At 59.4% G+C, this 22,369-nt stretch carries 17 protein-coding genes and 1 rRNA gene; 10 read left to right on the plus strand and 8 right to left on the minus strand.

Going from position 1 to position 22,369, the window contains the following annotated elements:
- Positions 1 to 174 precede the first annotated feature (174 nt).
- Positions 175 to 290, plus strand: a 5S ribosomal RNA gene (rrf, locus tag AOA60_RS10065).
- Between the two features lie 83 nt (positions 291 to 373).
- Here the strand turns inward: rrf and AOA60_RS10070 are convergent.
- The 3 genes from AOA60_RS10070 to AOA60_RS10080 form a co-directional block, all read right to left on the minus strand.
- On the minus strand, positions 374 to 2,869 hold the full coding sequence (locus AOA60_RS10070; protein WP_099584294.1) for a TonB-dependent siderophore receptor: 2,496 nt from the start codon (positions 2,867 to 2,869) through the stop codon (positions 374 to 376).
- A gap of 91 nt (positions 2,870 to 2,960) precedes the next feature.
- Positions 2,961 to 3,944, minus strand: a complete 984-nt coding sequence (locus tag AOA60_RS10075; protein WP_099584295.1) for a FecR domain-containing protein — start codon at positions 3,942 to 3,944, stop codon at positions 2,961 to 2,963.
- On the minus strand, positions 3,928 to 4,452 hold the full coding sequence (locus tag AOA60_RS10080; protein ID WP_099584296.1) for a sigma-70 family RNA polymerase sigma factor: 525 nt from the start codon (positions 4,450 to 4,452) through the stop codon (positions 3,928 to 3,930). The genes AOA60_RS10075 and AOA60_RS10080 overlap by 17 nt, the downstream gene beginning before the upstream one ends.
- A 280-nt stretch (positions 4,453 to 4,732) precedes the next feature.
- On the opposite strand from AOA60_RS10080, the gene AOA60_RS10085 reads away from it, so the two are divergent.
- Positions 4,733 to 6,613: a methyl-accepting chemotaxis protein gene (locus tag AOA60_RS10085; protein ID WP_099584297.1), complete on the plus strand. Its 1,881-nt coding sequence runs from the start codon at positions 4,733 to 4,735 to the stop codon at positions 6,611 to 6,613.
- 37 nt (positions 6,614 to 6,650) lie between these two features.
- Here the strand turns inward: AOA60_RS10085 and AOA60_RS10090 are convergent, their stop codons facing one another.
- From AOA60_RS10090 to AOA60_RS10110, 5 genes are all read right to left on the minus strand, one after another.
- On the minus strand, positions 6,651 to 7,115 hold the full coding sequence (locus AOA60_RS10090; protein ID WP_099584298.1) for an SRPBCC family protein: 465 nt from the start codon (positions 7,113 to 7,115) through the stop codon (positions 6,651 to 6,653).
- Positions 7,116 to 7,134: 19 nt separating this feature from the next.
- Positions 7,135 to 10,512: an amino acid adenylation domain-containing protein gene (locus AOA60_RS10095; RefSeq protein WP_099584299.1), complete on the minus strand. Its 3,378-nt coding sequence runs from the start codon at positions 10,510 to 10,512 to the stop codon at positions 7,135 to 7,137.
- Positions 10,509 to 11,456: a diiron oxygenase gene (locus tag AOA60_RS10100; protein WP_099584300.1), complete on the minus strand. Its 948-nt coding sequence runs from the start codon at positions 11,454 to 11,456 to the stop codon at positions 10,509 to 10,511. Before AOA60_RS10100 ends, AOA60_RS10095 begins: the two co-directional genes overlap by 4 nt.
- Positions 11,453 to 12,211 carry a DUF3050 domain-containing protein gene (locus tag AOA60_RS10105; RefSeq protein ID WP_099584301.1) on the minus strand — a complete coding sequence of 253 codons (759 nt, stop codon included), beginning with the start codon at positions 12,209 to 12,211 and terminating at the stop codon, positions 11,453 to 11,455. Before AOA60_RS10105 ends, AOA60_RS10100 begins: the two co-directional genes overlap by 4 nt.
- A 337-nt stretch (positions 12,212 to 12,548) precedes the next feature.
- Positions 12,549 to 13,247 (minus strand): GntR family transcriptional regulator, encoded by a 699-nt coding sequence (locus AOA60_RS10110; RefSeq protein ID WP_099584302.1) that lies wholly within the window; start codon positions 13,245 to 13,247, stop codon positions 12,549 to 12,551.
- 266 nt (positions 13,248 to 13,513) lie between these two features.
- On the opposite strand from AOA60_RS10110, the gene AOA60_RS10115 reads away from it, so the two are divergent.
- The 8 genes from AOA60_RS10115 (at position 13,514) to AOA60_RS10150 (ending at position 22,323) form a co-directional block, all read left to right on the plus strand.
- Positions 13,514 to 14,407, plus strand: coding sequence for a TauD/TfdA family dioxygenase (locus AOA60_RS10115; RefSeq protein ID WP_099584303.1), 894 nt, complete (start codon positions 13,514 to 13,516; stop codon positions 14,405 to 14,407).
- A gap of 14 nt (positions 14,408 to 14,421) precedes the next feature.
- Positions 14,422 to 15,447: an ABC transporter substrate-binding protein gene (locus AOA60_RS10120; RefSeq protein ID WP_099584304.1), complete on the plus strand. Its 1,026-nt coding sequence runs from the start codon at positions 14,422 to 14,424 to the stop codon at positions 15,445 to 15,447.
- A gap of 1 nt (position 15,448) precedes the next feature.
- Complete coding sequence (locus AOA60_RS10125) at positions 15,449 to 16,300, plus strand: ABC transporter ATP-binding protein (protein WP_099584305.1); 852 nt, start codon at positions 15,449 to 15,451, stop codon at positions 16,298 to 16,300.
- Positions 16,301 to 16,311: 11 nt separating this feature from the next.
- Positions 16,312 to 17,160, plus strand: a complete 849-nt coding sequence (locus AOA60_RS10130) for an ABC transporter permease (RefSeq protein ID WP_099584306.1) — start codon at positions 16,312 to 16,314, stop codon at positions 17,158 to 17,160.
- Positions 17,161 to 17,220: 60 nt separating this feature from the next.
- On the plus strand, positions 17,221 to 18,141 hold the full coding sequence (locus tag AOA60_RS10135; RefSeq protein ID WP_099584307.1) for a LysR family transcriptional regulator: 921 nt from the start codon (positions 17,221 to 17,223) through the stop codon (positions 18,139 to 18,141).
- Positions 18,142 to 18,271: 130 nt separating this feature from the next.
- Entirely contained in the window at positions 18,272 to 19,807 is a 1,536-nt protein-coding gene (locus tag AOA60_RS10140) for an MFS transporter (RefSeq protein ID WP_099584444.1), read from the plus strand.
- A gap of 15 nt (positions 19,808 to 19,822) precedes the next feature.
- Complete coding sequence (locus AOA60_RS10145) at positions 19,823 to 20,881, plus strand: HlyD family secretion protein (RefSeq protein WP_099584308.1); 1,059 nt, start codon at positions 19,823 to 19,825, stop codon at positions 20,879 to 20,881.
- Positions 20,878 to 22,323: an efflux transporter outer membrane subunit gene (locus AOA60_RS10150; protein ID WP_099584309.1), complete on the plus strand. Its 1,446-nt coding sequence runs from the start codon at positions 20,878 to 20,880 to the stop codon at positions 22,321 to 22,323. The genes AOA60_RS10145 and AOA60_RS10150 overlap by 4 nt, the downstream gene beginning before the upstream one ends.
- The last annotated feature ends 46 nt before the right edge of the window (positions 22,324 to 22,369 follow it).

The following is a 22,369-nucleotide window of genomic DNA, read 5'->3' on the forward strand; positions in this document are numbered from 1 at the left end:
AGTGAAACGATGCATCGCCGATGGTAGTGTGGGGTTTCCCCATGTGAGAGTAGGTCATCGTCAAGATTAAATTCCGAAACCCCATTTGCGAAAGCAGATGGGGTTTTGTTTTATGTAGAAACTCATGAATTTCATCGGAGCGATGCTAACGCAACGGTCCGATACACAGAATTTCTTGACGACCATAGAGCATTGGAACCACCTGATCCCATCCCGAACTCAGCAGTGAAACGATGCATCGCCGATGGTAGTGTGGGGTTTCCCCATGTGAGAGTAGGTCATCGTCAAGATTAAATTCCGAAACCCCTGTCTGTTAAACAGACAGGGGTTTTTTCGTTTAGAGCCGCTGGTGGGTGTGGTCCCCACTAACGGATCAGAACTGGTAACTGACGGTCGCGCTCAAGTTACGTTTCTCTCCTAGATAGCAGAAGTTCAGACTGGCACAGGACGCTACATAAGTTTCATTGGTCAAATTGTTCGCATTAAGCCGCACATCCACGCCCTTCAAACCGACCTTACCTAAGTCATATCCTACCGACGCGTCGTACAGCGTATAGGAAGGCACCTTCATCGTATTCTCCGCATCTGCCCAGCTATAACCTACATACCGCACGCCACCTCCAAGCCTCAACCCATCCAGTGCGCCAATCTCAAACTTATAGTCAGCCCAGATCGACGCCATATGACGAGGTGCCTGCGTCGGCGAGTTACCCTTGTTCTCAATCAGATTGTCAGCAGTGCTCAAGGTACTCACCATCGACTTGGAGTACTCGATATCGGTAAAGGTATAGCTGCCCAAGAGCTTGAGGTTATCGGTTAGCTGCATGTGCGCCTCCAATTCCAGCCCCTGCGAGCGCACAGCGCCGACACCACGATAGAAGTTTTCCTGCGGTAGCTTGGTTGCCAGATTTTCCTGATCGATGCGAAACCACGATGCCGTGAACAAGTTTTCGGTGCCTGGCGGCTGATACTTCAACCCTACTTCCCACTGTGTCCCATCGGTAGGTGCCAGCGGAGTGCCTGTACTGTCGGAATAGGAGTTGGGATTGAACGACTCGGAGTAGCTGACATAGGGTGCCAGGCCACTATCAAACAGGTACAACGCACCTGCGCGTCCAGTGAGTTTAGTGCGCTTATCACCGATCTCAGTACCCGCTGGCCGATTCGTCTCTGCAACGCGGTTTTCGTCAGAGGTCTGTACCCAGTCCTGACGCAACCCCAATGAAAACCGCCATTTATCCATTTCGATCAGGTCTTGCAGATAAACCCCGGTCTGCTCTAACCGTCGTAGATAGCTGGTAGGGCTGTAATAGCTGATAGCGGAGTTGCCGTAGGTGGGGTTAAACGCATTGATTGACTCAAGCGACCCACTCGTCCAATCCACCACGGTTTTACGCCGTTGATAGTCCGCACCCAACAGCGTGGTGTGCTTGGTCGCCCCAGTAAAAAATTCAGCCTGCAACATGTTGTCGATGATGAATGCATGCAGCTTCTCATCACCGCCCGAGTAATAGCGATTCAGCTCATTACTGGTCGGAGTGGTCCAGCCATAGGCGTACACCTGATCCAATTGCACCTTGGAATCCAGGTAGCGAAAGTTCTGTCGTGCGGTTAACACATCATCGAAGCGATGCTCAAACTGATAGCCGAACGACTGCTGGTCTCGCTTGTAGCCGTCAACTCCGGGCTCACCTTCAAAGAAGTGGTTGGAGATTCGCTGCCCATTGCGCTGATGCAGTGTGCCATCCGCTGGCATCCCGCTGTGATAGCCGCCATCAGGATCATGCTGAAGATAGGCCTGTAACGTCAGTGAAGTATCGTCGGTAAAGTCGATGCTCAGAGTTGGCGCCAATGCGTAGCGCTTCTCCTTGGCGTAGTCGAATTGGGTGTCGGATTTATCCGCCAGCCCTGTCAGTCGATAGGCGATGCGCTTGTCTTCATCCACTGGGCCGCTGAAGTCAAATCCCATCCCCCGTTGCCCGTTGCTTCCCACTGTCGCTTGAACCTGGTGATAAGGCTCGAACAGCGGCTTCTTGCTGGTCAGTGCCACCAAGCCGCCGGGCGAGCTGCGCCCATACAGTACCGAGGAAGGCCCCTTGAGAATGTCCACGCGCTCCAGGAAATACGGATCAACTTGCATCGTGCTATAGGTGCCGCTGTCCCCCATGGACTTCAAACCATCAAGGTAAATGTTATCCACCGAGCCATCATTGAAACCGCGCATCGCCACGTAGTCATACCGATGCGTTGCGCCATAGGGGTTGGTCAGCACGCCAGGTGTGTAACGCATGGCTTGGGAAACGGTCTGGGAGCCTTGGTCATCCATTTGCTCACGCGTCACTACCGAAACCGATTGCGAGGTCTCCAGTAGGGCGGTGCTAGTCTTGGTAGCGATCTGGCTGTGAGTCGCGTTGTAGCCTTCCATGCTCCCAAGGGCATTGCCCAAGGCGAAACCCTTGATGTCGGTGGTCGGTAGAGTCAGCGCGTTGCTTTCCGGCAGCACCTGCAAGACAAAGCTGACACCGTCTCCGGATACTGCCTGCAACCCTGTGCCTTCTAGCAGACGAGTAAAACCCTGCTCGGCAGAGTAGTCACCTTTTAGCCCCACCGACTGCCGGCCCTGAGTTTGTGCAGGCGTGCTGGACAGAGTAATGCCAGCCCGTCGAGAGAACTCATTGAGCACCTCGCTCAGCGGTCCTGCAGGTATCTCGTAGTGTTGATTAACCAGCTCTGCGCTGCCTTCTGTGGCCAAGACAGTGATCGGCACCGTACTGATACCCAGCGCCGTCGATAGCAATGCTGCGCGTATGGCTTGACCCAATAGGGGGTAGGAAGAGTCGCAAGTATTGCGGGGAAAACACACAGGCATGATCAAGATCCGTAGAGGCCGGTAAGGGCAGATTGATTGGCTTACTGACTAAGCCGGACTCTGGGAAAAAAGCCGCCAAAAAAAGTAAAAATCAGACCCTCCGCTCCAGGCTCACCCACCAAGGCGTGCGATAGCGCACGTGTACCGGCAGTGTGCGCGCAAGTATCGCCAGCAACTTATCGGTGTCCTCCAGACGGAACACACCCGATAGCCGTAAATCTGCAATATCCATCGAGCAGCCCAAATGGCCAGGGCGATAACGCCCAACTTCTGAAAGGAAATCGGCGAGTCGCATATTTCGAGTCACAATCAGCCCATCCGCCCACGCAGCAACGTCCATATCCGGTGGAGGAACAAGCATGGCTTCGGTCTGACGCAGGAGGTAACTCTCTCCCGCGCGAACGCGCGTCGAAAGTCCATCAGGTCTGTGAGGTGAGTGAATCACTACATTACCGCTGACCACATTCAAGCGTGTGCAGTCGTTGTCCTGGCGAACGGTAAAGCGCCCTTCGATGCCTTCGAGCAAGCCATGGCGCGTTTGAACCAACAAGGGGGCAGACAAAGCAGCGCCGCAGGTCACCAGCATTTCCCCACGCACCAATGTGATCAGACGCTGCAGCGCTTTGAAATCCAGGTCTACCGCACTGTCTGTGTTGAGTTGCAGGCGAGTGCCCTCGGGCAGTTGCATGCTGCGGCGCTCGCCGGTGGCTGTTGCGAAGTCAGAAGTCCAGCGCTGCCAACCGCTCAGATCCCGGCTTACCCATACCGCCGAACCCACCAACAGTGCTCCGGACAATAGCTTCAGTGCCTGCCGCCGCCCAAGGCCCTGAGCACTGTTTTCCAGTGCCCTGTGCGTCTCGGGGATCGCGGTCAGCTGGCTATTCAGCTCCTGCTGCAGCGCCTGAACCCGTTGCCAAGCCAGTTCATGATCATGATGAGCTTCGCGCCAGTGCTCACATTGCACGAGCAACTGAGTGTTGGCGCTGTTGTTACGCAAGCGCAGCATCCAACTGATAGCCTGCTTGACCACCCTAGGATCTGGGCCGCAGCGTGTGGAGTTATCCATGGGTGCCATAACGCAGGACGTAGCAGTGATAAAGCGCCTCGGCGACATAACGCTCAACTGACCTCAGTGAGATACCCATCTGCTGCGCGATCAGTTTGTACGTTAGCCCATCACACTGGGCCATCAGAAATGCCTTACGCACCTTGGGTTTCAAGCCTTCCAAAAGCCGGGCGATGTCCTCCAGCAACTCCAGCACCGATACTCGCGCCTCAGCACTCGGCGCCAACGCTTCGGGCAGATGGGCGATTGATTCGAGATAGGCCCGTTCGATCTCCTCGCGGCGCCAGTGATCAATGACTAAACCTCGGGCAATTGTGCGCAAAAATGCCCGTGGCGCCTTGAGTTCAAAACGCTCGGTTCTCTGCAGCAGGCGTACGAAGGTGTCTTGAGCCAGGTCTGCAGCATCGGCTGCATTACCCAGGCGGCTGCGCAGCCAAGTGTTCAGCCAGTTGTGGTGGGTGCAGTAAAGCGCCTGCACAACGTTTTCTTCACACGAGATGTACTCAGAGGGCGGCATGTAAACGAGCTCGGCCAGACGTCACAAATGATAATTAGTCGCATTGTTTGATAGGCGGAAAAAATTTGCAACTCTGGTCCTTGTACGACAACCACTGGTCGGTTTCCTACTTAAAAAGAAGATCTTTCCCACAAACCCCTAAGTTTTGCTTCGACGTGGCCGAAAGCCTGATAAGCCATGTGTGCACCGAAATAGAGCGGCCTGAGAAGCTGCCGACACCGTTACATGGAATGCTCCATTCGGCCCGCTCACCCCCCTTTGGCAAAAAGAAGTCGATGAAATGAATCTCAAATTCAGTCATAAAATTTTGTTGGCCGCGTCAGGCGTTGTGGTTCTGGCCTTCGCGTTATTTACCCTTTACAACGACTATCTGCAGCGCAGCACCATCAAGCAGAACCTGGAGTCGTCTATTCAGCAGTCTGGTGAGCTCACCGCCAGCAGCGTGCAGAACTGGCTCAGCGGTCGAATATTGGTGCTCGAAAGCCTGACGCAAAACGTTGCCCACCAAGGCAGTGGGGCTGACCTCCCGGGGTTGGTCGATCAACCAGCGTTCACTTCGAACTTCCAGTTCACCTATGTTGGCCAAACTAACGGGGTGTTCACCCAGCGCCCGGACGCAAAGATGCCTGACGGTTACGACCCTCGTCAGCGTCCTTGGTACAAACAAGCGGTGGCTGCCGATAAACCCATGCTCACGCCGCCCTATATGGCCGCAGTGGGAGGGCAGATCGTAACGATCGCCATGCCGGTGAAAAAGAATGGCGAGTTGCTCGGCGTGGTCGGCGGAGACCTGAGCCTGCAAACCCTGGTGAAGATCATCAACTCGGTGGATTTCGGCGGTATCGGCCATGCGTTCCTGGTCAGCGGTGACGGCCAAGTCATCGTCAGCCCTGACGAAGACCAAGTGATGAAAAACCTCAAGGACATCTATCCTGGCATCAGCCTGCGCATCGAGAAACTTAACCAGGAGGTCGTCCTCAAAGGCCAGGATCGCATCCTGTCGTTCACGCCTATCAGTGGCTTGCCTGGTGCTGATTGGTATATCGGTCTGTCGATTGATAAAGACAAAGCCTACGCACCGCTGGGTAAATTCCGTACGTCCGCATTGATTGCCATGCTGATCGCCGTCGTCGCGATTGCCGTGCTCTTGAGCTTGCTGATCCAAGTGCTGCTGCGGCCCCTGACCACCATGGGTATTGCCATGCAGGACATTGCCCAAGGCGAGGGCGACCTGACCCGCCGCCTGGCGGTCACCAGCAAAGACGAGTTCGGAGAAGTGGGCAGTGCGTTCAACCGGTTCGTGGAGCGTATTCACGCCTCGATTTCCGAAGTGTCCTCAGCCACACGCCAGGTGCATGACTTGTCCCAGCGTGTGATGGCGTCGTCCAATGCCTCGATCATCGGCTCTGACGAGCAGAGCGCACGCACCAACAGCGTGGCCGCAGCCATTAACGAGCTGGGCGCCGCTACCCAGGAAATCGCACGTAACGCCGCCGACGCTTCACAGCACGCCAGTGGTGCCAGCGAGCAGGCCGACGATGGGCGCAAAGTAGTTGAGCAAACCATCCTGGCAATGTCGGAGCTGTCGCAAAAGATCAGCCTGTCCTGTACCCAGATCGAAACTCTGAACGCCAGCACTGACAACATCGGCCACATCCTTGATGTGATCAAAGGTATTTCCCAGCAAACCAACCTGCTGGCATTGAACGCGGCCATCGAAGCGGCTCGTGCCGGTGAAGCAGGACGCGGATTTGCCGTGGTCGCTGATGAGGTGCGTAACCTGGCTCACCGTACCCAGGAGTCGGCTGAAGAAATTCATAAAATGATCACTTCGCTGCAAGTGGGTTCGCGTGAGGCAGTGACCACCATGAATGCCAGTCAGACCTCCAGTGAAGAAAGCGTTCAAGTGGCCAACCAGGCGGGCGAGCGCCTGGTCAGCGTTACGCAGCGAATCGTCGAGATCGACGGCATGAACCAGTCCGTCGCTGCGGCCACCGAGGAACAGACTGCCGTGGTGGAAACCCTCAACGTCGACATCAACCAGATCAACCTGCTGAACCAACAGGGCGTGACCAATCTCAACGAAACCCTGAAGGACTGCGATGCGCTCTCGCAACAAGCCAATCGGTTGAAGCAGCTGGTCGATAGCTTCAAGATTTGATCTGCCGAGTGTGTGGTAGGAGCGAGCGATTTCGCTCCTACCGCTTTGCCAGCAAGCGGCGGACATTCTCCAGGGCGCTGTCGACGAACCCCTGCACAAACTGTTCAAATCCCTCCTGCCCCTTGTCTTCGGGCTCGGCAATAACGGTCCAGGTTACCTTGGAGCACTGTTCTCCAAGTGCTTCTACGTTGATTGCCGCCCACAACCTGGCCACGCCCAGGGTGTTGTAGATCGTGGTCCAGGTCATGCGCATCGCATGCTCATCCCGGCTATTGAGCTGTTCCACCACGAGGTTGCCATCGTGGAAAAACTTCGTGCGCAACGCGCCCACACCGGCGCCGGTCATTTCGATATGCGTCAGGGCAGGAATGAATGCATCGAAGCCCCCGAACTGACCCACCGCGTTCCAGAGGTGGCTGGCAGGGCAATCGACCACGACGCAGGCGACGATCGGCACGCCGTTCGGGTTGCGGATTAACGTATCAGGTTGCAGCGGTTTCATGAGGTTGTCCTGAGGCGTTTCAAAGAAAGCCGATGGCCTTGAGGTAGTTACAGCCTTTGCTCAACAGCACCGAATCTTTTTCGGGGTAGGACTCCCCCATCTGCTGAACACCGTGCCGCGCGTTGTCGTGGCGAATCGTCGAAGTATCGCCGATGTCCTCATCCAGGCGATCAAGGTAGAACCCAAGTACGCCAAACAGTGCGTTGTCCGGTCCCACCGTTCGTAACGCCTGCTGCCATTGCGCAATGCTCACTCGTTCGAAGGGGTGGCCTGCCTGGCTGAATGCATCCAGGTAGCGCTCCCAACTCAAGGGTTGTGGGTTATGCAGGTTGAACACGTTTCTGTCGGCCTCAAAGCGGCCGCAGTGGAACGCCATGAAGCGCGCCAGAAAATCCACAGGCATCAAATCGAAGTTCAAATCCAAATGCGGCAGCAAGCCCAGTTGCAGAGACCCCTTGAGCATCAACATCAGGCGGTTTTTTTGCGGCTGGCAGACACCGTTGCGGCTGTTGAAACTGATATTCCCGGGACGATAGATATTCACCCAGGCACCTTGGGCGAGTGCGCCTCCCAGCTGTCGCTCGGCAACCCACTTGGACAGGTTGTAGCCGTTCTTGATGTACAGCGGCAATGTGGCCGCCGCAGGCGTTTCCAGCACCTGTCCCCGCGAATTGATGCTGCTGGAGGCCGACAGTGTCGAGACAAAATTGAAGACTTTTTTGCTGCGTGTTTCACATAAACGCAGGCACTCGAATATGGGGTCGACGTTATCCCTCGCCAGTGAGAGGTAGTCCAGTACGTGGTTGACCCGTGCCGCGTTGTGCACCAGTGCGCCGAAATCCTCTGCAAGGGCGTCGTACACCTCACGGCTCAAGCCCAATTGCGGCTGGCTGATATCGGCCGCGAAGACGTGCACCCGGCTCAGGTCCAGGTGTGCCAGGCGGTACTCGCGCAACGCCTCGGTAAACCGTGCCATCGCGGTATTCCCCGGCTCCTCGCGTACCAGGCAGGCAACCTGGGTTGCACCGCCGGCCAGTAAGGCTTCGACGATATGGCTGCCGACGAAACTGTTGGCCCCCGTCACGATCACTTTGCGGGGATCCCCCGCACGGTCTTGTGTCAGCGTGTTGATCACCCACTTCCGCTGGGCATCCCGAATCGCCTGAGCAAAGGGAGCATCGGGCCGTTCACCGTTCTCCAGCAGGGTTGCGAGGGTACGGATCGTCGGTACTTCCAGGAAGTGACCTAGCGTGAAACCACCGCCGAATTGCTCGCGAACACGCAGCATCAGCATCGACAGCAACATTGAATGACCGCCTAGATCGAAGAAGCTGTCATCCATGGACAGCCGATGAACGGGCAACGCCAGCAACTCACCCCACAGGCTGCTTAACCGCGTTTGAAACGGGGTGCATGCAGTGCAAGGAGAAGGCCGCAAAGGGGGCTCAAACGGTAGCGCCAACAGGGTTTTACGGTCGACTTTTCCATTGCAGGTGTACGGCATACCCGCCAACTCGACCCAACCGTCGGGCTGCATGTAGTCCGGCAGCCACTGCCGCACATATTGCTGCAGGCCTGCCACCGTAGCACCCGGTTCAGGCTGGGCGGCAAAACATCGGATTCTGTTTTCACCATCGATAACTACCGCAATCTGGCGATACAACCGGCTGTTGCGCAGGCATTGCTCAATTTCCTGAGGCTCAATCCGAAAGCCACGGATCTTCACCTGATCGTCGCATCGCCCACCCAGCACAATGCCGTCGGTGGTCCACTTGGCCAGGTCGCCGCTGCGGTAGGCCTGCAGGTTCCGGCCACCGGGCACTGTCAGTTCGACGAAAGCGCTGGCCGCTTGTTGCGGTTCTTTCACATATCCCAGGCTTACCCCAGGGCCGATGATGTACACCTCGCCCATCACCTGTTCATCCACCGGTTGCAGGTCGGCATCAAGGATCAGCACCTGGCTATTGGCAATGGGCAGGCCAAGGCTGCGGTTGCTGTCGCCGACCTGCATCACCCGATGGGTGACCAACACCGTCGCCTCTGTAGGGCCGTAGAGGTTGTGAAACTGACATTGCCCCGCCAGTCGCTCGATCACATGAGGCTCGCACGCATCGCCTCCCGTCAGCAGGTGCGTTAGCCCCAACCAGGCGTCGGGCGGCAGGATGTTGAGCAGGGCGGGCGGCAGAAAGGCGTGGGTGACACAGTGCTGGTGGAGCATTTCAAGCAGTTGGTGAGGATCGCGCCGTTGCTCTTCGCTTGGGACGACCAACTCGGCACCGGCTATCAAGGCAGGGAAAATATCGATCAGCGACGAATCGAAGCTCAACGGCGAGAACTGCAGGACGCGGCTCTGCGCGTCCAAACCCATGCAGCGCTTGAACCACGCCGTGAAGTGCGCCAGGTTGTATTGGCTGAGCAGCACGCCCTTGGGCTGGCCGGTGGTGCCCGATGTATAAAGCACGATGCAGGGGGCATCTGGGTGCGGGCGTTGGCGTATCAACGGGCGTGTGATGTCGGCGTCGAGGGGAGCGACACTGCGCACATCCACTGACACAAAACGCCCCCGCAATGGATGCTGACCGGCGTCCAGCAATACGCGAGCCCCCGCGCTTTCGAGCATGACGTGATGGCGTTGAGCGGGCTGCTCGGTGCCGAGCGGCATGTACACCGCGCCACAGCCCAGCACTGCGAGAATACTGGCGTATAGCTCAGTGGATTTTTCCAGGTACACACCCACCACCGGCGGCGCGTCTGCGGTGTCCAGCAAGGGCAGTAATCGTTGCTGGATCGCCAGGGCGTGGCGATGCAATTGACGGTAGGTCACCTGGCTGCCGGCGATGTTCAGCGCCGGGCGTTCGGCGAAGGTGTGCAGGCTGGCCTGCAGTTGTTCGATTGGCGACACCCGCGCTTCCTGCATCAACGTGAGGTCTGCCGTACGGTTGAATCGATGAAGAAACGCCAGCGCCTCCAAGGCTCGCAAGTCCTGCTCGGGCCACTCATTGGCAACTGCGGTTGCAGAAAAGTACCCTGGATCGCGGGCGAAGCCACTGACGTGCAGCACGACCCATTCGACCAGCGCACTCATCGCCTGCTGGCGCAGCCGGTGACCGTTTCCACTGGGCTCGTCGGCGATGTGCAGTACGGCAACTGTCCGCCAGTCGTGCGCATAAGCGCGCACTTGCAGCTGGGGCAGCCCGCCGTCGGCGACCGGACCAATGCCCACGCGCAGGCGTATCCGTGGGGTTTGGTCAGCGTGGATCGGCGGTGGTTGGCTGCCATCGTCAATCAACAGGTCGAGGGCGTCGTCGCTTGAGATATGCCCGTATTGCTCAAGCACTTGCCGGATATCGTTCAAAGCGCTGCTGGCGCCGCTCCAGCCAATGTTCAGTCGCCTCATGTAGGCCTCCCGGACGCTGGCAGGTAGTCGTTCAACGCCTGCGCAACACTGGGTGTCTGCAATAAACCGCTGTGCTGAAGGAAGGTCATGATATTGCCCATCAATGGGTGATGGCGGCTGATGGGGAACGCCAGTGCCATGACCTCATCGCGCAGTGCATTGCGTACTTTGTCATTGATGTCGAGATGATCAACCAGATGCAGGTCGAAGTTCTTCTGCAGGTCGTTGGTCAGGTAATGCGCCAGGAACGTCGGCAGCACTTGAGCGATGCTGTCGCGGTCATCGGCACTCGCGGCCTGCCAATAAATGCGCACCAGCCGCGTCCAGAATTGCGCGTGGCGACCTTCGTCAAACAAGTGGTCGGCCATCAAGCCGCGAACCGACGCTTTGACACTGTTGTCCTTGGAAAACGCTGCTACATCCTGGGTGACGGTGTTTTCGGCGATGGCCACGCCAATCAACTCCACCGCATCGCTCAGGTGAGCGGGTGCCAGGGCTTGTGCCGCCGGCAGCGCGCGGCTCAACTCGATTTGCCCGGGCAGGTCCAGCGGTTGTATGCCCGTCATGGCCACCGTCTGTTGCAGAAAATCCAGTGCAACCAGCGCGTGATAGTCCTCGTCCACCACAACGGTCATCGCGTCAACGCGGCAGGCGAGGGGGAAGGGCAGCGAGAAGCGATTCTTGGCTATGCTGCGGGCAGTTTTATCGACGATTTCAGTCTCGAAGATGACCACGTCATTGATGAACTTGTAAAAGCTTTGCACCAGCACGAAGTCGCGCCACTGCGGGCAATGTTGAACAAAGGCCGTGCTGAGTACCAATGGCTGGCGGCACAAGGGGTAGATCAACTTGTCATCGTTTTCCAGCAGGCGGCGAGGGCGTGTGCGAACGGTTGCGCGGCGCTCCCAATCTTCGGCAATGGCGGGGTAATTGGCAGTGTTCATGGGCGTACCCCTTGCAACGAGACCCGCAACTCGTCCCATAAGTCGATGCGACTTTGCATGGCGGCGAGGGCTGTATCCCCGGCTTGTTGGGCATACGCTGGATCTGCACTGAGCAGACGTGCGAGCAGTTGCTCCGCTGCCGGGCCATGATCCTGTGTATCCAGTTCGATGTGGCGCTTGAGATAGCCGCACAAGGTAGGCGCCTGATGCAGGATCGACGCATCCGCTTGCAGGATGCGCTCGAACATCGCGGGGATGACACGCTCGCGGCCGTACAGAAACGCAGCCGCCACACAGTGCGTGGGCGCGTTTACCGCGACGCATAACGTTGCCCTGACAAAACGGGCCACCCCGGCAGGCGGCGCAACCTCGTGCAAGGCCATATCTGCCGTCGCGCCTTGACGCAGGAACGCAACGAAACGGTTGATTGCAGAGGTGCTGGCGCCGACCTCGGCCATGGCTTCCAGGTACAGCTCGAAGTGGCTGCAATGGCCTCCACGGGGATGCGTGTCTGACTCTTCGCTCAGCACTATTTCATTGATCAGGCGTGCAGCTTGCGGGTCGCAGGGTGGCAGCCAGGGCAAGTGAGTGCAGGTCAGGTCCTGTTGCAGGCGTTTGGTGAGTGTCATGAAGTCCCAAACAGCGAAAACATGGCCTTCCATAAAGCGTCGTAACTTGCTAAGTGAAGTTATTTCCGCAAATAACGGATGGCTGTATAACTGCAGTTTTTTTTGTTCCAGTAACGGTTGATGCATGGTTGATGCCTATAAATTATTGCGTCTACTGTAGAAACAGCGATGGGCTTTTGTGATTGGCAAAAAGATAAGTAGATGTAAACCAGGCATGGCCAGGAAAGCCGCCCGCGCGCGTGAGGCGCTGAGTGAGTGGCCTGGTTTAGTAATAAAAGATGATAGGCGGGTTAAACAATTTGGCGAGCATACAAATATGTTAGAAGTTTTTCTAAATAATATGTGCTGTCAGTTAGTTTCGTTATTGAAGTCGGAAGTTTCTTCAGTGCGGGCCTCTGTCCAATGGGCAGTGACCCGCAACTCTTGATGGGCAAGGCGGGAGAGCGAGGTTCTGCTGAATGAATTACCTGGCGTCGGCTTCCAGGCCATTCAGGTAGGTGGTGATCACTTCCATCCCGCGCATCAAGTGATTGCGTAACGTCAGGATGCTCTCAGCGACGTGTTTGTGCGCCACGAGGTTCAGCAGTTCACGGTGATCTTCCTGGGATGTCTCCCCCAGCCCCATTGCTTCAAGGTTGAAACGCAGGAAGCGCTCTTCCTCATTCAGCCCGTGCTCTACCAATTTGAGTAGTCGCTGGTTGGGCGCCTTGCCATACAGGGTCATGTGAAACAGGCGATTAAGGCGACCAATCTCGGCGTAGTCTTTTTCCTGTTCCAGGGCACAGATGAAGGTGTCTGCCTCGGCGATATCAGCTTCGGTCAGCAAGGGAATCGACAGGCGCAGCGCCTCGGACTCCAGCAACATACGCAGCTCATAGGTCTCAGCTGAATTGTCTTCGATCAGCGGTGCAACCACGGCGCCTTTGTGGGTGACCACATGCAACAGTGACTGCGCCTCCAGCTGGCGCAAGGCTTCACGCACCGGCATGCGGCTGACCCCGAACAGGCTGGCCAGCTCTTGCTGGCGCATGGCGGTCCCGCAGGGCAATCGGCCGTCGAGGATGGCATTGCGCAGGGTTTCTTCAATCACGGAGCGAGCAAGATGGGCGGGAATAGGCCCGCTGATCTTGATGCTGTTCAAAGGGTTCGGCTTCTGCGTCACGGTTACGCTATCCTCCTTATTGGAAAAGTGGTGGCTAATTGGATCCAATGCACACTAGAGGCTGCCCATAGGCTTGTCAAACGGGCACGGTTTCGGCTTGTAAGCGTTTCAACATGCTGCTCAGACGGCCCACGTCGGGGTCTTGCGGGGTCTTACACGGCATTGGCATGCTGCGACATTCCCGCATATAGATATTCTCTAACGGTATTTAAATTGCCGTTCTTATATCTATAAAGTCACTCTCCTGTCTGACCGGGAGTGAACTCATGTCTGCCACCTCTACTGTTCCAACAGCGATCCCTACCGCCCAAACGTTCGAGATTCGCCCGCTGCCCGGCAGTGTCGGCGCCGAGGTTATTGGCCTGGACCTGTCCCGGCCAGTCAATGACCAGGATTTCGTCCGTATCCACCGTGCGCACCTGGATCACCATGTGGTGGTCTTTCGCGACCAACGTATCACCCCCGAACAACAGATTGCCTTCAGCCGTCGCTTTGGCGTGTTGCAGATCCACGTGCTCAAACAGTTCCTGCTGGCCAACCACCCGGAAATCCTGATCGTCTCCAACATCATCGAAAACGGCCAATCCATCGGCCTGGGCGACGCGGGAAAATTCTGGCATTCGGACCTGTCTTATAAAGAACTGCCGAGCCTTGGCTCGATGCTGCATGCCCAGGAGCTGCCCTGCGAAGGCGGCGACACCTTATTCGCCGACATGCACAAAGCCTGGGACCAACTGCCCGAGCATCTGCGCAAAGCGGTCGCTGGCCGCAGCGCCGCACATTCCTATACCGCGCGCTACAGCGAGACCAAATTCGAAGGCAACTGGCGCCCCACGCTCACCCCCGAGCAGTTGGCGCAGGTCGCAGAAGTGGTGCACCCGATTGTGCGCACTCACCCGGAAAACGGTCGCAAGGCGCTGTTCGTCAGTGAAGGCTTCACCACCCGCATCGTCGGCCTGCCCGAAGACGAAAGCCGCGACCTGCTCACCCAGCTCTACGCCCACAGCGTGCTGGCGCAGAACATCTATCACCACCAATGGCAGCCCCACGACCTGGTGTTCTGGGACAACCGCTCGTTGATCCACCTCGCCGCCGGTTGCCCGAGCCATCTGCGCCGCAAGCTGTTTCGCACCACCATCCAGGGCGACGCGCCTTTCTGATTCGGAGCATGACCATGTCCAGGAACATTCCATTTGCACGATTGGCCGCCACCGTTGGGCTGGGTATCAGCCTGCTGGCCGGCAGCCTGGTAGCCCCGGCGGTTGCCCAGGCGGAAGGAGAGATCCGCATCGCCGAACAATTCGGCATCGTTTACCTGCTGCTCAACGTAGTGCGCGACCAGAATCTCATCGAGAAATACGGCAAGCAGGAAGGTATCGACATCAAGGTCGATTGGACCCAGCTCTCCGGTGGCGCGGCAGTCAACGATGCGCTGCTTTCCGGCTCCATCGACATCGCCGGTGCCGGCGTCGGCCCACTGCTGACCATCTGGGATCGCACCCACGGCAAGCAGAACGTCAAGGCCGTAGCGTCACTGGGCAACTTCCCGTACTACCTGGTCAGCAACAATCCCAAGGTCAAGACCATTGCCGACTTCACCGACCAGGACCGCATCGCCGTGCCTGCGGTGGGCGTTTCGGTGCAGTCGCGCTTCCTGCAATATGCCGCCGCCAAGCAGTGGGGCGATAAGGAATTCAATCGCCTCGACAAGTACACCGTCGCCGTCCCGCACCCTGACGCCACCGCCGCGTTGATCGCTGGCGGTACCGAGCTGACCGGGCACTTTTCCAACCCGCCATTCCAGGATCAGGCCCTGGCCAACCCCAATGTGCATGTGGTGTTGAACACCTATGACCTGCTCGGCCCCAACTCACCGACGGTGTTGTTCGCCACCGAGAAATTCCGCAATGACAACCCGAAAACCTACAAGGCGTTCGTCGAGGCATTGACCGAAGCCGCACAATTTGCCCAGAACGACAAAGGCGCCGCCGCCGACACCTACATCCGCGTGACCAAGGCTAAGATCGACCGCGCCGAGCTGCTCAAGATCATCGACAACCCGCAGTTCGAATTCAGCGTCACGCCGAAAAATACTTACCCGCTGGCGGAATTCCTCTACCGCGTCGGCGCCATTAAAAACAAGCCTGAATCGTGGAAGGACTACTTCTTCCAGGACGCCAGGCCCCTGCAAGGAAGCTGAGATGAACGCGCCCTTGCAAGGCCACACGGCCAGCAACCTGCACACCGCCGAGCCGTTGCTGGCGGTGGATAACGTCAGCCTCGAATACCGCACCCCCGAGCGCGTGGTGCGGGCCACCCATCAGGTCAGTTTCGAGATCGACCCGGCTGACCGCTACGTGCTGCTCGGCCCTTCGGGCTGCGGCAAATCCACCTTGCTCAAGTCCATCGCCGGGTTTATCAAACCTTGCGAGGGCGAGATTCGTTTGCTGGGGCAAAAGGTCGAGCAACCGGGCCCGGACCGCATCGTGGTGTTTCAGGAATTTGACCAACTGCCGCCGTGGAAAACCGTCAAGCAAAACGTAATGTTCCCGCTGCTGGCGTCCAAGACCCTCAAGCGCCGCGAAGCTGAAGAACGCGCCCTGCATTACCTCGACAAAGTCGGCCTGAGTGCCTTCGCCGACGCCTACCCCCACACGTTATCCGGCGGCATGAAGGCCCGCGTGGCCATCGCCCGTGCCCTGGCCATGCAGCCGAAAATCCTGTTGATGGACGAGCCCTTCGCCGCCCTCGATGCCCTCACCCGGCGCAAGATGCAGGAAGAATTGCTGCTGCTCTGGGCAGAGGTGCGCTTCACCCTGTTGTTCGTCACCCACTCCATCGAAGAAGCACTGGTGGTGGGTAATCGCATCCTGTTGCTGTCCCCCCATCCGGGGCGCGTACGCGCAGAAATCCACAGCCATCAATACGACCTGCACAGCCTGGGCGGTGTGGACTTCCAGGCGTCGGCGCGACGGATTCATCGCTTGCTGTTCGATGAAACCAGCGCCGCGGAACCCGAGTTGGGTTTTGCCGACATCCGCATCGCTTACTAAGAGGGCAACCCATGCGCCAGGAATATGAAGTCACCCTCGAACCGCTGCTCAGTGTCCCCGTGGAGCGCGAATTGCCCCTGCGCCAACGCCTGTGGCAACAAGGCTGGCTGCGCAAGGGCCTGATCCTGATTGTGCTCGCGATCCTCTGGGAAGCCGTGGCGCGCTACCAGAACAACGACCTGCTGCTGCCGAGCTTTCTGCAGACGTCCGCCGCGTTGTACGACGGCCTGCTCAGCGGCGAATTGCTGAGCAAGGTGAGCATCTCGCTGGTGGTGCTGATCAAGGGTTACCTGATCGGCATTGTGCTGGCGTTTGCCCTGACCACCTTGGCCGTGTCGACCCAATTGGGCCGCGACCTGTTGAGCACCCTGACCTCGATGTTCAACCCGCTGCCAGCCATTGCGTTATTGCCGCTGGCGCTGCTGTGGTTCGGCCTGGGCCAGAACAGCCTGATTTTCGTGCTGGTGCATTCGGTGTTGTGGGCGCTGGCGCTCAACACCTATTCAGGGTTTCTCGGCGTGTCCGAGACGCTGCGCATGGCCGGTCGCAACTATGGTCTGAAGGGCATGCGCTTTGTGCTGTTTATCCTGATCCCGGCCGCGCTGCCGTCGATCCTCGCCGGCCTGAAAATCGGCTGGGCATTTGCCTGGCGCACACTGATCGCCGCCGAGTTGGTGTTCGGCGCCACCAGCGGCAAGGGCGGGCTGGGTTGGTACATCTTCCAGAACCGCAACGAGCTTTACACCGACAAGGTGTTTGCCGGGTTAGCGGTGGTGATCCTGATCGGCCTGCTGGTGGAGAACCTGGTGTTTGACACCTTCGAGCGGCTCACCGTGAAGCGTTGGGGCATGCAGCGCTGATCCACCTATCCCTGCTACGATTGCGCCCAGTTCACTCCCCTCTGATCATGAGTGCTTGGCATGCAACTACCGGACATGAACCTGCTGGTCGCCCTCGACGCTTTGCTCGACGAGGGCAGTGTGGTCGGCGCCGCCCGGCGGATGAACCTCAGCCCGGCGGCCATGAGCCGCACCCTCACGCGCATTCGCGAAGCGGTGGGCGACCCGATCCTGGTGCGTGCCGGGCGCGGCCTGGTGCCAACGCCCAAGGCATTGCAGTTACAGGGCCAGGTGCGCAACGTGGTGGAGCAGGCCGCGCTGCTGTTTCGCTCGGCTGACCAGGTAGACCTGAGCACGCTGCGCCGCCGCTTCAGCGTGCGCGCCAATGACTTTTTCATCGGTGTGTATGGCGGTCGTCTGTTCGACACCATGGAGCGCGTTGCGCCATTGTGCGAGCTGTGTTTCGTGCCCGAAGGCGACACCGACGACGAAGCCCTGCGCGAAGGGCGCCTGGATTTGCGCGTGAGCAACACCCAGCCGGCAAGCCCTGAGGTCAAGGTGCAGAACCTGTTCTCCACCACCTTCGTCGGCCTGGCGCGGCAGGACCACCCGTTGTTCGACGAGGAGATCACCGCGGCACGTTTCGCCAGCTACTCCCATATCAGCATCTCGCGGCGCGGCATCGCCCGGGGGCCGATCGATACCGCGCTGAATGCCCAGGGCCTGGAGCGCCGCGTGGCGATGATCGCCCCAGGGTTTCACGGCGCGATGTTCATGCTGCCCGACTCCGACCTGATCCTGCCGGTGCCCAAGGAAGCGCTCTACAGCGCCAACCGCCTGAAGCTGCCCCTGCGCGCCTTCCCGCTGCCGATCTCCTTGCCGACTCTGGTGTTGGCCCAATCCTGGCACCCGCGTTTCGACAAGGACCCGGCGCACAAATGGCTGCGCGAAACCATGCGCGAGAGCTGCCACGCCACGTGGCTGGAAGCCCAGCCGACCTGAATCTCAAGCGTACACAGGGCAAATTCAAGGATTGCGCCTGACGCACTTATAAGCTGCCGATAAGTAACTTTTTGTCATGGTTTTGCCTGATTAAACTGCTCGGGTATTTACCATGCCGAGTTACCTGTTCATGACTTCCCTCGCTGCCCCCACCCTCGCGGCCGCAGCCAAACCCAGCGCCCTCACCCCGCCCGTGTTCGGCGCGCGCATCATCATCGGCCTGGTCGGGGTGTTGCTGGCGGTGCTGGTGTCCGGCCTCAACGAGATGGTCACCAAGGTGGCCCTCGCCGATATCCGTGGTGCGCTGTACATCGGGTTTGACGAAGGCACCTGGCTGGTCGCGGCCTACACCGCCACCTCGGTCGCGGCGATGGCCTTTGCGCCCTGGTGCGCGGTGACGTTTTCCCTGCGCCGTTTCACCCTGTGCGCCATTGGCCTGTTCACCGTGCTTGGCATCCTGTGCCCGTTCGCACCGAACTACGAAAGCCTATTGCTGCTGCGCACCGTGCAAGGCCTGGCCGGTGGCGCGTTGCCGCCGATGCTGATGACCGTGGCGCTGCGTTTCCTGCCGGCCAACGTCAAGCTGTATGGTTTGGCCGGCTATGCACTCACCGCCACCTTCGGCCCGAGCCTCGGCACACCACTGGCGGCGCTGTGGACCGAATACGTCGGCTGGCAGTGGGCGTTCTGGCAGATCGTCGCGCCGTGCCTGCTGGCGATGGCCGCCGTGGCCTACGGCTTGCCCCAGGACCCGCTGCGCCTGGAGCGCTTCAAGCAGTTCAACTGGCGCGGCCTGCTGCTGGGCTTCCCGGCGATCTGCATGCTGGTGATCGGCATCCTGCAAGGCAATCGCCTGGACTGGTTCGAGTCGGGCCTGATCACCTGTTTGCTGAGTGGCGGCAGCGTGTTGCTGGTGCTGTTCATGCTCAATGAGTGGTCGCACCCGATGCCGTTTTTCAAGTTGCAGATGCTCGGTCTGCGTAATTTGTCGTTTGCCCTGATCGTACTGGCGGGCGTGCTGATGGTGCTGACCTCGGTGATCATCATCCCGTCGAGTTTCCTCGCCCAGGTCCAAGGCTATCGACCGCTGCAAACCGCGCCGGTGATGCTGCTGATGGCACTGCCGCAGTTGATCGCGCTGCCGCTGGTGGCTGCACTGTGCAACCTGCGCTGGGTCGATTGCCGCTGGGTGCTGGGGATCGGCCTGAGCATGCTGGTGCTGTGTTGCATCGGCAGCGCACACCTCACCTCGCAATGGATTCGCGACGATTTCTACGGCCTGTACCTGCTGCAAATCTTTGGACAGCCCATGGCTGTGTTGCCGCTGCTGATGCTGTCCACCGGCAGTATTCAGCCACAGGACGGCCCGTTCGCCTCGGCCTGGTTCAACACCGTCAAAGGCCTTTCCGCCGTGGTTGCCACCGGCGTGTTGGACACGTTGACCACCCAGCGCCTGCACTTTCACTCGACCATGCTGGTGGACCGCCTGGGCAATTCGCCCCTGGCCGACGGCAACGCGCCGGGCCTCGCCCATCGGTTGCACGAGCAGGCCGTAGTGCTCACGTCTTCGGATCTTTATTACGTCATGGGCGGCGTCGCCGTGGCGTTGATCCTGCTGATTTTCTGGATGCCCACGCGGATCTTTCCGCCTCGCGCACCGACCTAGCCAAAAGGAATTTTCATGAAACGCAAAGACAAAGTGGCCGTCTCCGTCATCACCATATTTGCCGTCGGTGTGCTGGTGTACCTGGTCGCGCCTGGCTTGTTGGGCAGTAAGCACCAAAGCACCAACGACGCGTTCGTCGCCGCTGACTTCACCTTGGTCGCCCCGCGCGTGGCGGGTTTTATCAAGGAAGTGCTGGTGGAGGACAACCAGCGGGTCAAGGCCGGACAACTGCTGGCGCTGATCGACGACCGGGATTTTCGCGCCGCCGCCCAGGCCGCTGATGCCGACACCTTGGTCGCCCAGGCTCAACTGAAAAACGCCACCGCGACCCTGGAACGGCAAAGTTCGGTGATCGCCCAAGCCCAGGCCACCGTCGCCGCGGACCGCGCCGAAGTGGCCTTCGCCGAACACGAACTGAACCGCTACAACCACCTCGCCGGCGTGGGCGCCGGCACGGTGCAAAACGCCCAGCAAGCCAAGACCCGCATCGACCAGGCCACCGCACGCCTGGCCAATGCCACAGCAGTGCTGGCAGCCGAGCGCAAGCAGGTGGAGATTCTCACCGCCCAGCGCGATGCCGCCGAAGGCGGGCTCAAGCGCGCCCAGGCCGCGCTGGAAATGGCCAGCTATCAGCTGTCCTACACGCGCATCGTGGCGCCGGTCGATGGCATGGTCGGCGAGCGCGCGGTGCGCGTCGGCGCCTATGTGACGCCGGGCAGCAAGATCCTCGCCGTGGTGCCGTTGGCCGAGGCCTACGTGGTGGCCAACTTCCAGGAAACCCAGCTCTCTCACATGCATGCCGGCCAAGCCGTGCAGGTGCGGGTCGACAGCCTCGACGGCGAGTTGCTCAACGGTCATCTGGAGAGCCTCGCCCCGGCGACTGGGGTGACCTTCGCCTCGGTCAAACCGGACAACGCCACGGGCAACTTCACCAAGGTGGTGCAGCGCATTCCGGTCAAAATTGTGCTGGAACCCAACCAGCCGCTGACCGAGCGCCTGCGCGTCGGTATGTCCGTGGAAGCGAGCGTCGACACCCAACCTGTTGCCGTTCAACGTGAGGTGGCGCAGCAATGAAACGCCTTGCCTGGCTCACCCTGAGTCTGATCAGCCTGAGCGCCTGCACCGTCGGCCCGGATTTCCAGCGCCCGCAAAGCCCTCAAGTGGCGCAATGGAACGAGCCCCAAGGCCGCCAAGCCGACAGCCGCGCCATCAGCGACCCACTCCAGGAGCGCTGGTGGGACGTGTTCCACGACGCACAACTCTCGGCCCTCACGCGCCGCGCCCTCACCGATAACCTTGACCTGAAACTGGCCAGCAGCCGCCTGGAACAAAGCCGCGCCGTGCGCCAAGTGACGACCGCCGAGCGCTATCCCAATGTCGAAGCCTCAGGTGCTTACCAGCGCAAACGCAACAGCGGCAAAGGCTTGAGCGACCCATCCGGCGAAAACGGGCGTTCCGCCTTCAACCAGTGGGACGCGGGCTTCTCCGCGTCCTGGGAGCTGGACTTCTGGGGCCGCGTCAAACGCGAAACCGAAGCCGCCGACGCCACCCTACAAGTCGCCGAAAACGACCGTCGCGCCGTGCTGTTGTCGGTGCTGGCCGAGACCGCCCAGGACTATATCCAACTGCGCGGCGTGCAAAACACCCGTGCCGTCACCGAGCAAAACCTCGACGTTGCGCGCCACAGCCTCAAGCTCTCGCAACTGCGCCTGGCCGACGGTGTAGCGACTGATCTGGACGTGGCCGAAGCCGCTGCCCAAGTCGCCGCCATCGAAGCGCGCTTGCCGGATTTGCAGCAACGCCAGGATCAGCTGATCAACGCCCTGAGCCTGCTGATGGGCGAGCCGCCACAAGCCCTGCACGCGCAGTTGTCCAAGGACGCCGCCGTACCGCAGACCCAGCGCCAAGTTGCCATCGGCCTGCCGTCGCAGCTTGCCGAACGCCGCCCGGATATCCGTCAGGCCGAAGCCCGTTTGCACGCGGCCACCGCCAACATCGGTGTGGCCAAGGGTGATTTCTACCCGCGTATCACCCTGTCCGGCAGCCTCGGCTCCCAGGCCATGCAGCTTTCGGATCTTGGCTCCTGGGGCTCACGAGCCTTCGCCTTCGGCCCTCAGTTCAGCCTGCCGCTGTTCAATGGCGGGCGCTTGCAAGGCATGGTGAATCTGCGCGAAGCCCAGCAACAGGAAGCGGCCCTGGCCTACCAGCAAACCGTGCTGCGCGCCTGGCATGAAATCGACGACCAACTGACCCGCTACAACGCCAGCCAACTGCGCCGCGACAGCCTCGCCGAAGCCGTGCGCCAGAACCAGATCGCCCTGACAACCGCGCAGCATCAGTACGTGGAAGGCGTAGCGGACTTCGTCAACGTGCTCACCGTGCAGAGCGCATTGCTGGCGACGCAGGAGCAGTGGGTGGAGAGTTCTACCGGCGTGTCGTTGGCCATGGTCGGGTTGTACAAGGCGTTGGGTGGGGGCTGGGAGTCGGTGTATCCGCTGCACACCGCCGAGCGCTGAGCAATAAAGAGTTTTGTCAGTCGCGAAATAAGATGTAATGATAATT

It is taken from the genome of Pseudomonas sp. 2822-17 (assembly GCF_002742485.1).
GTDB lineage: Bacteria > Pseudomonadota > Gammaproteobacteria > Pseudomonadales > Pseudomonadaceae > Aquipseudomonas > Aquipseudomonas cyclaminis.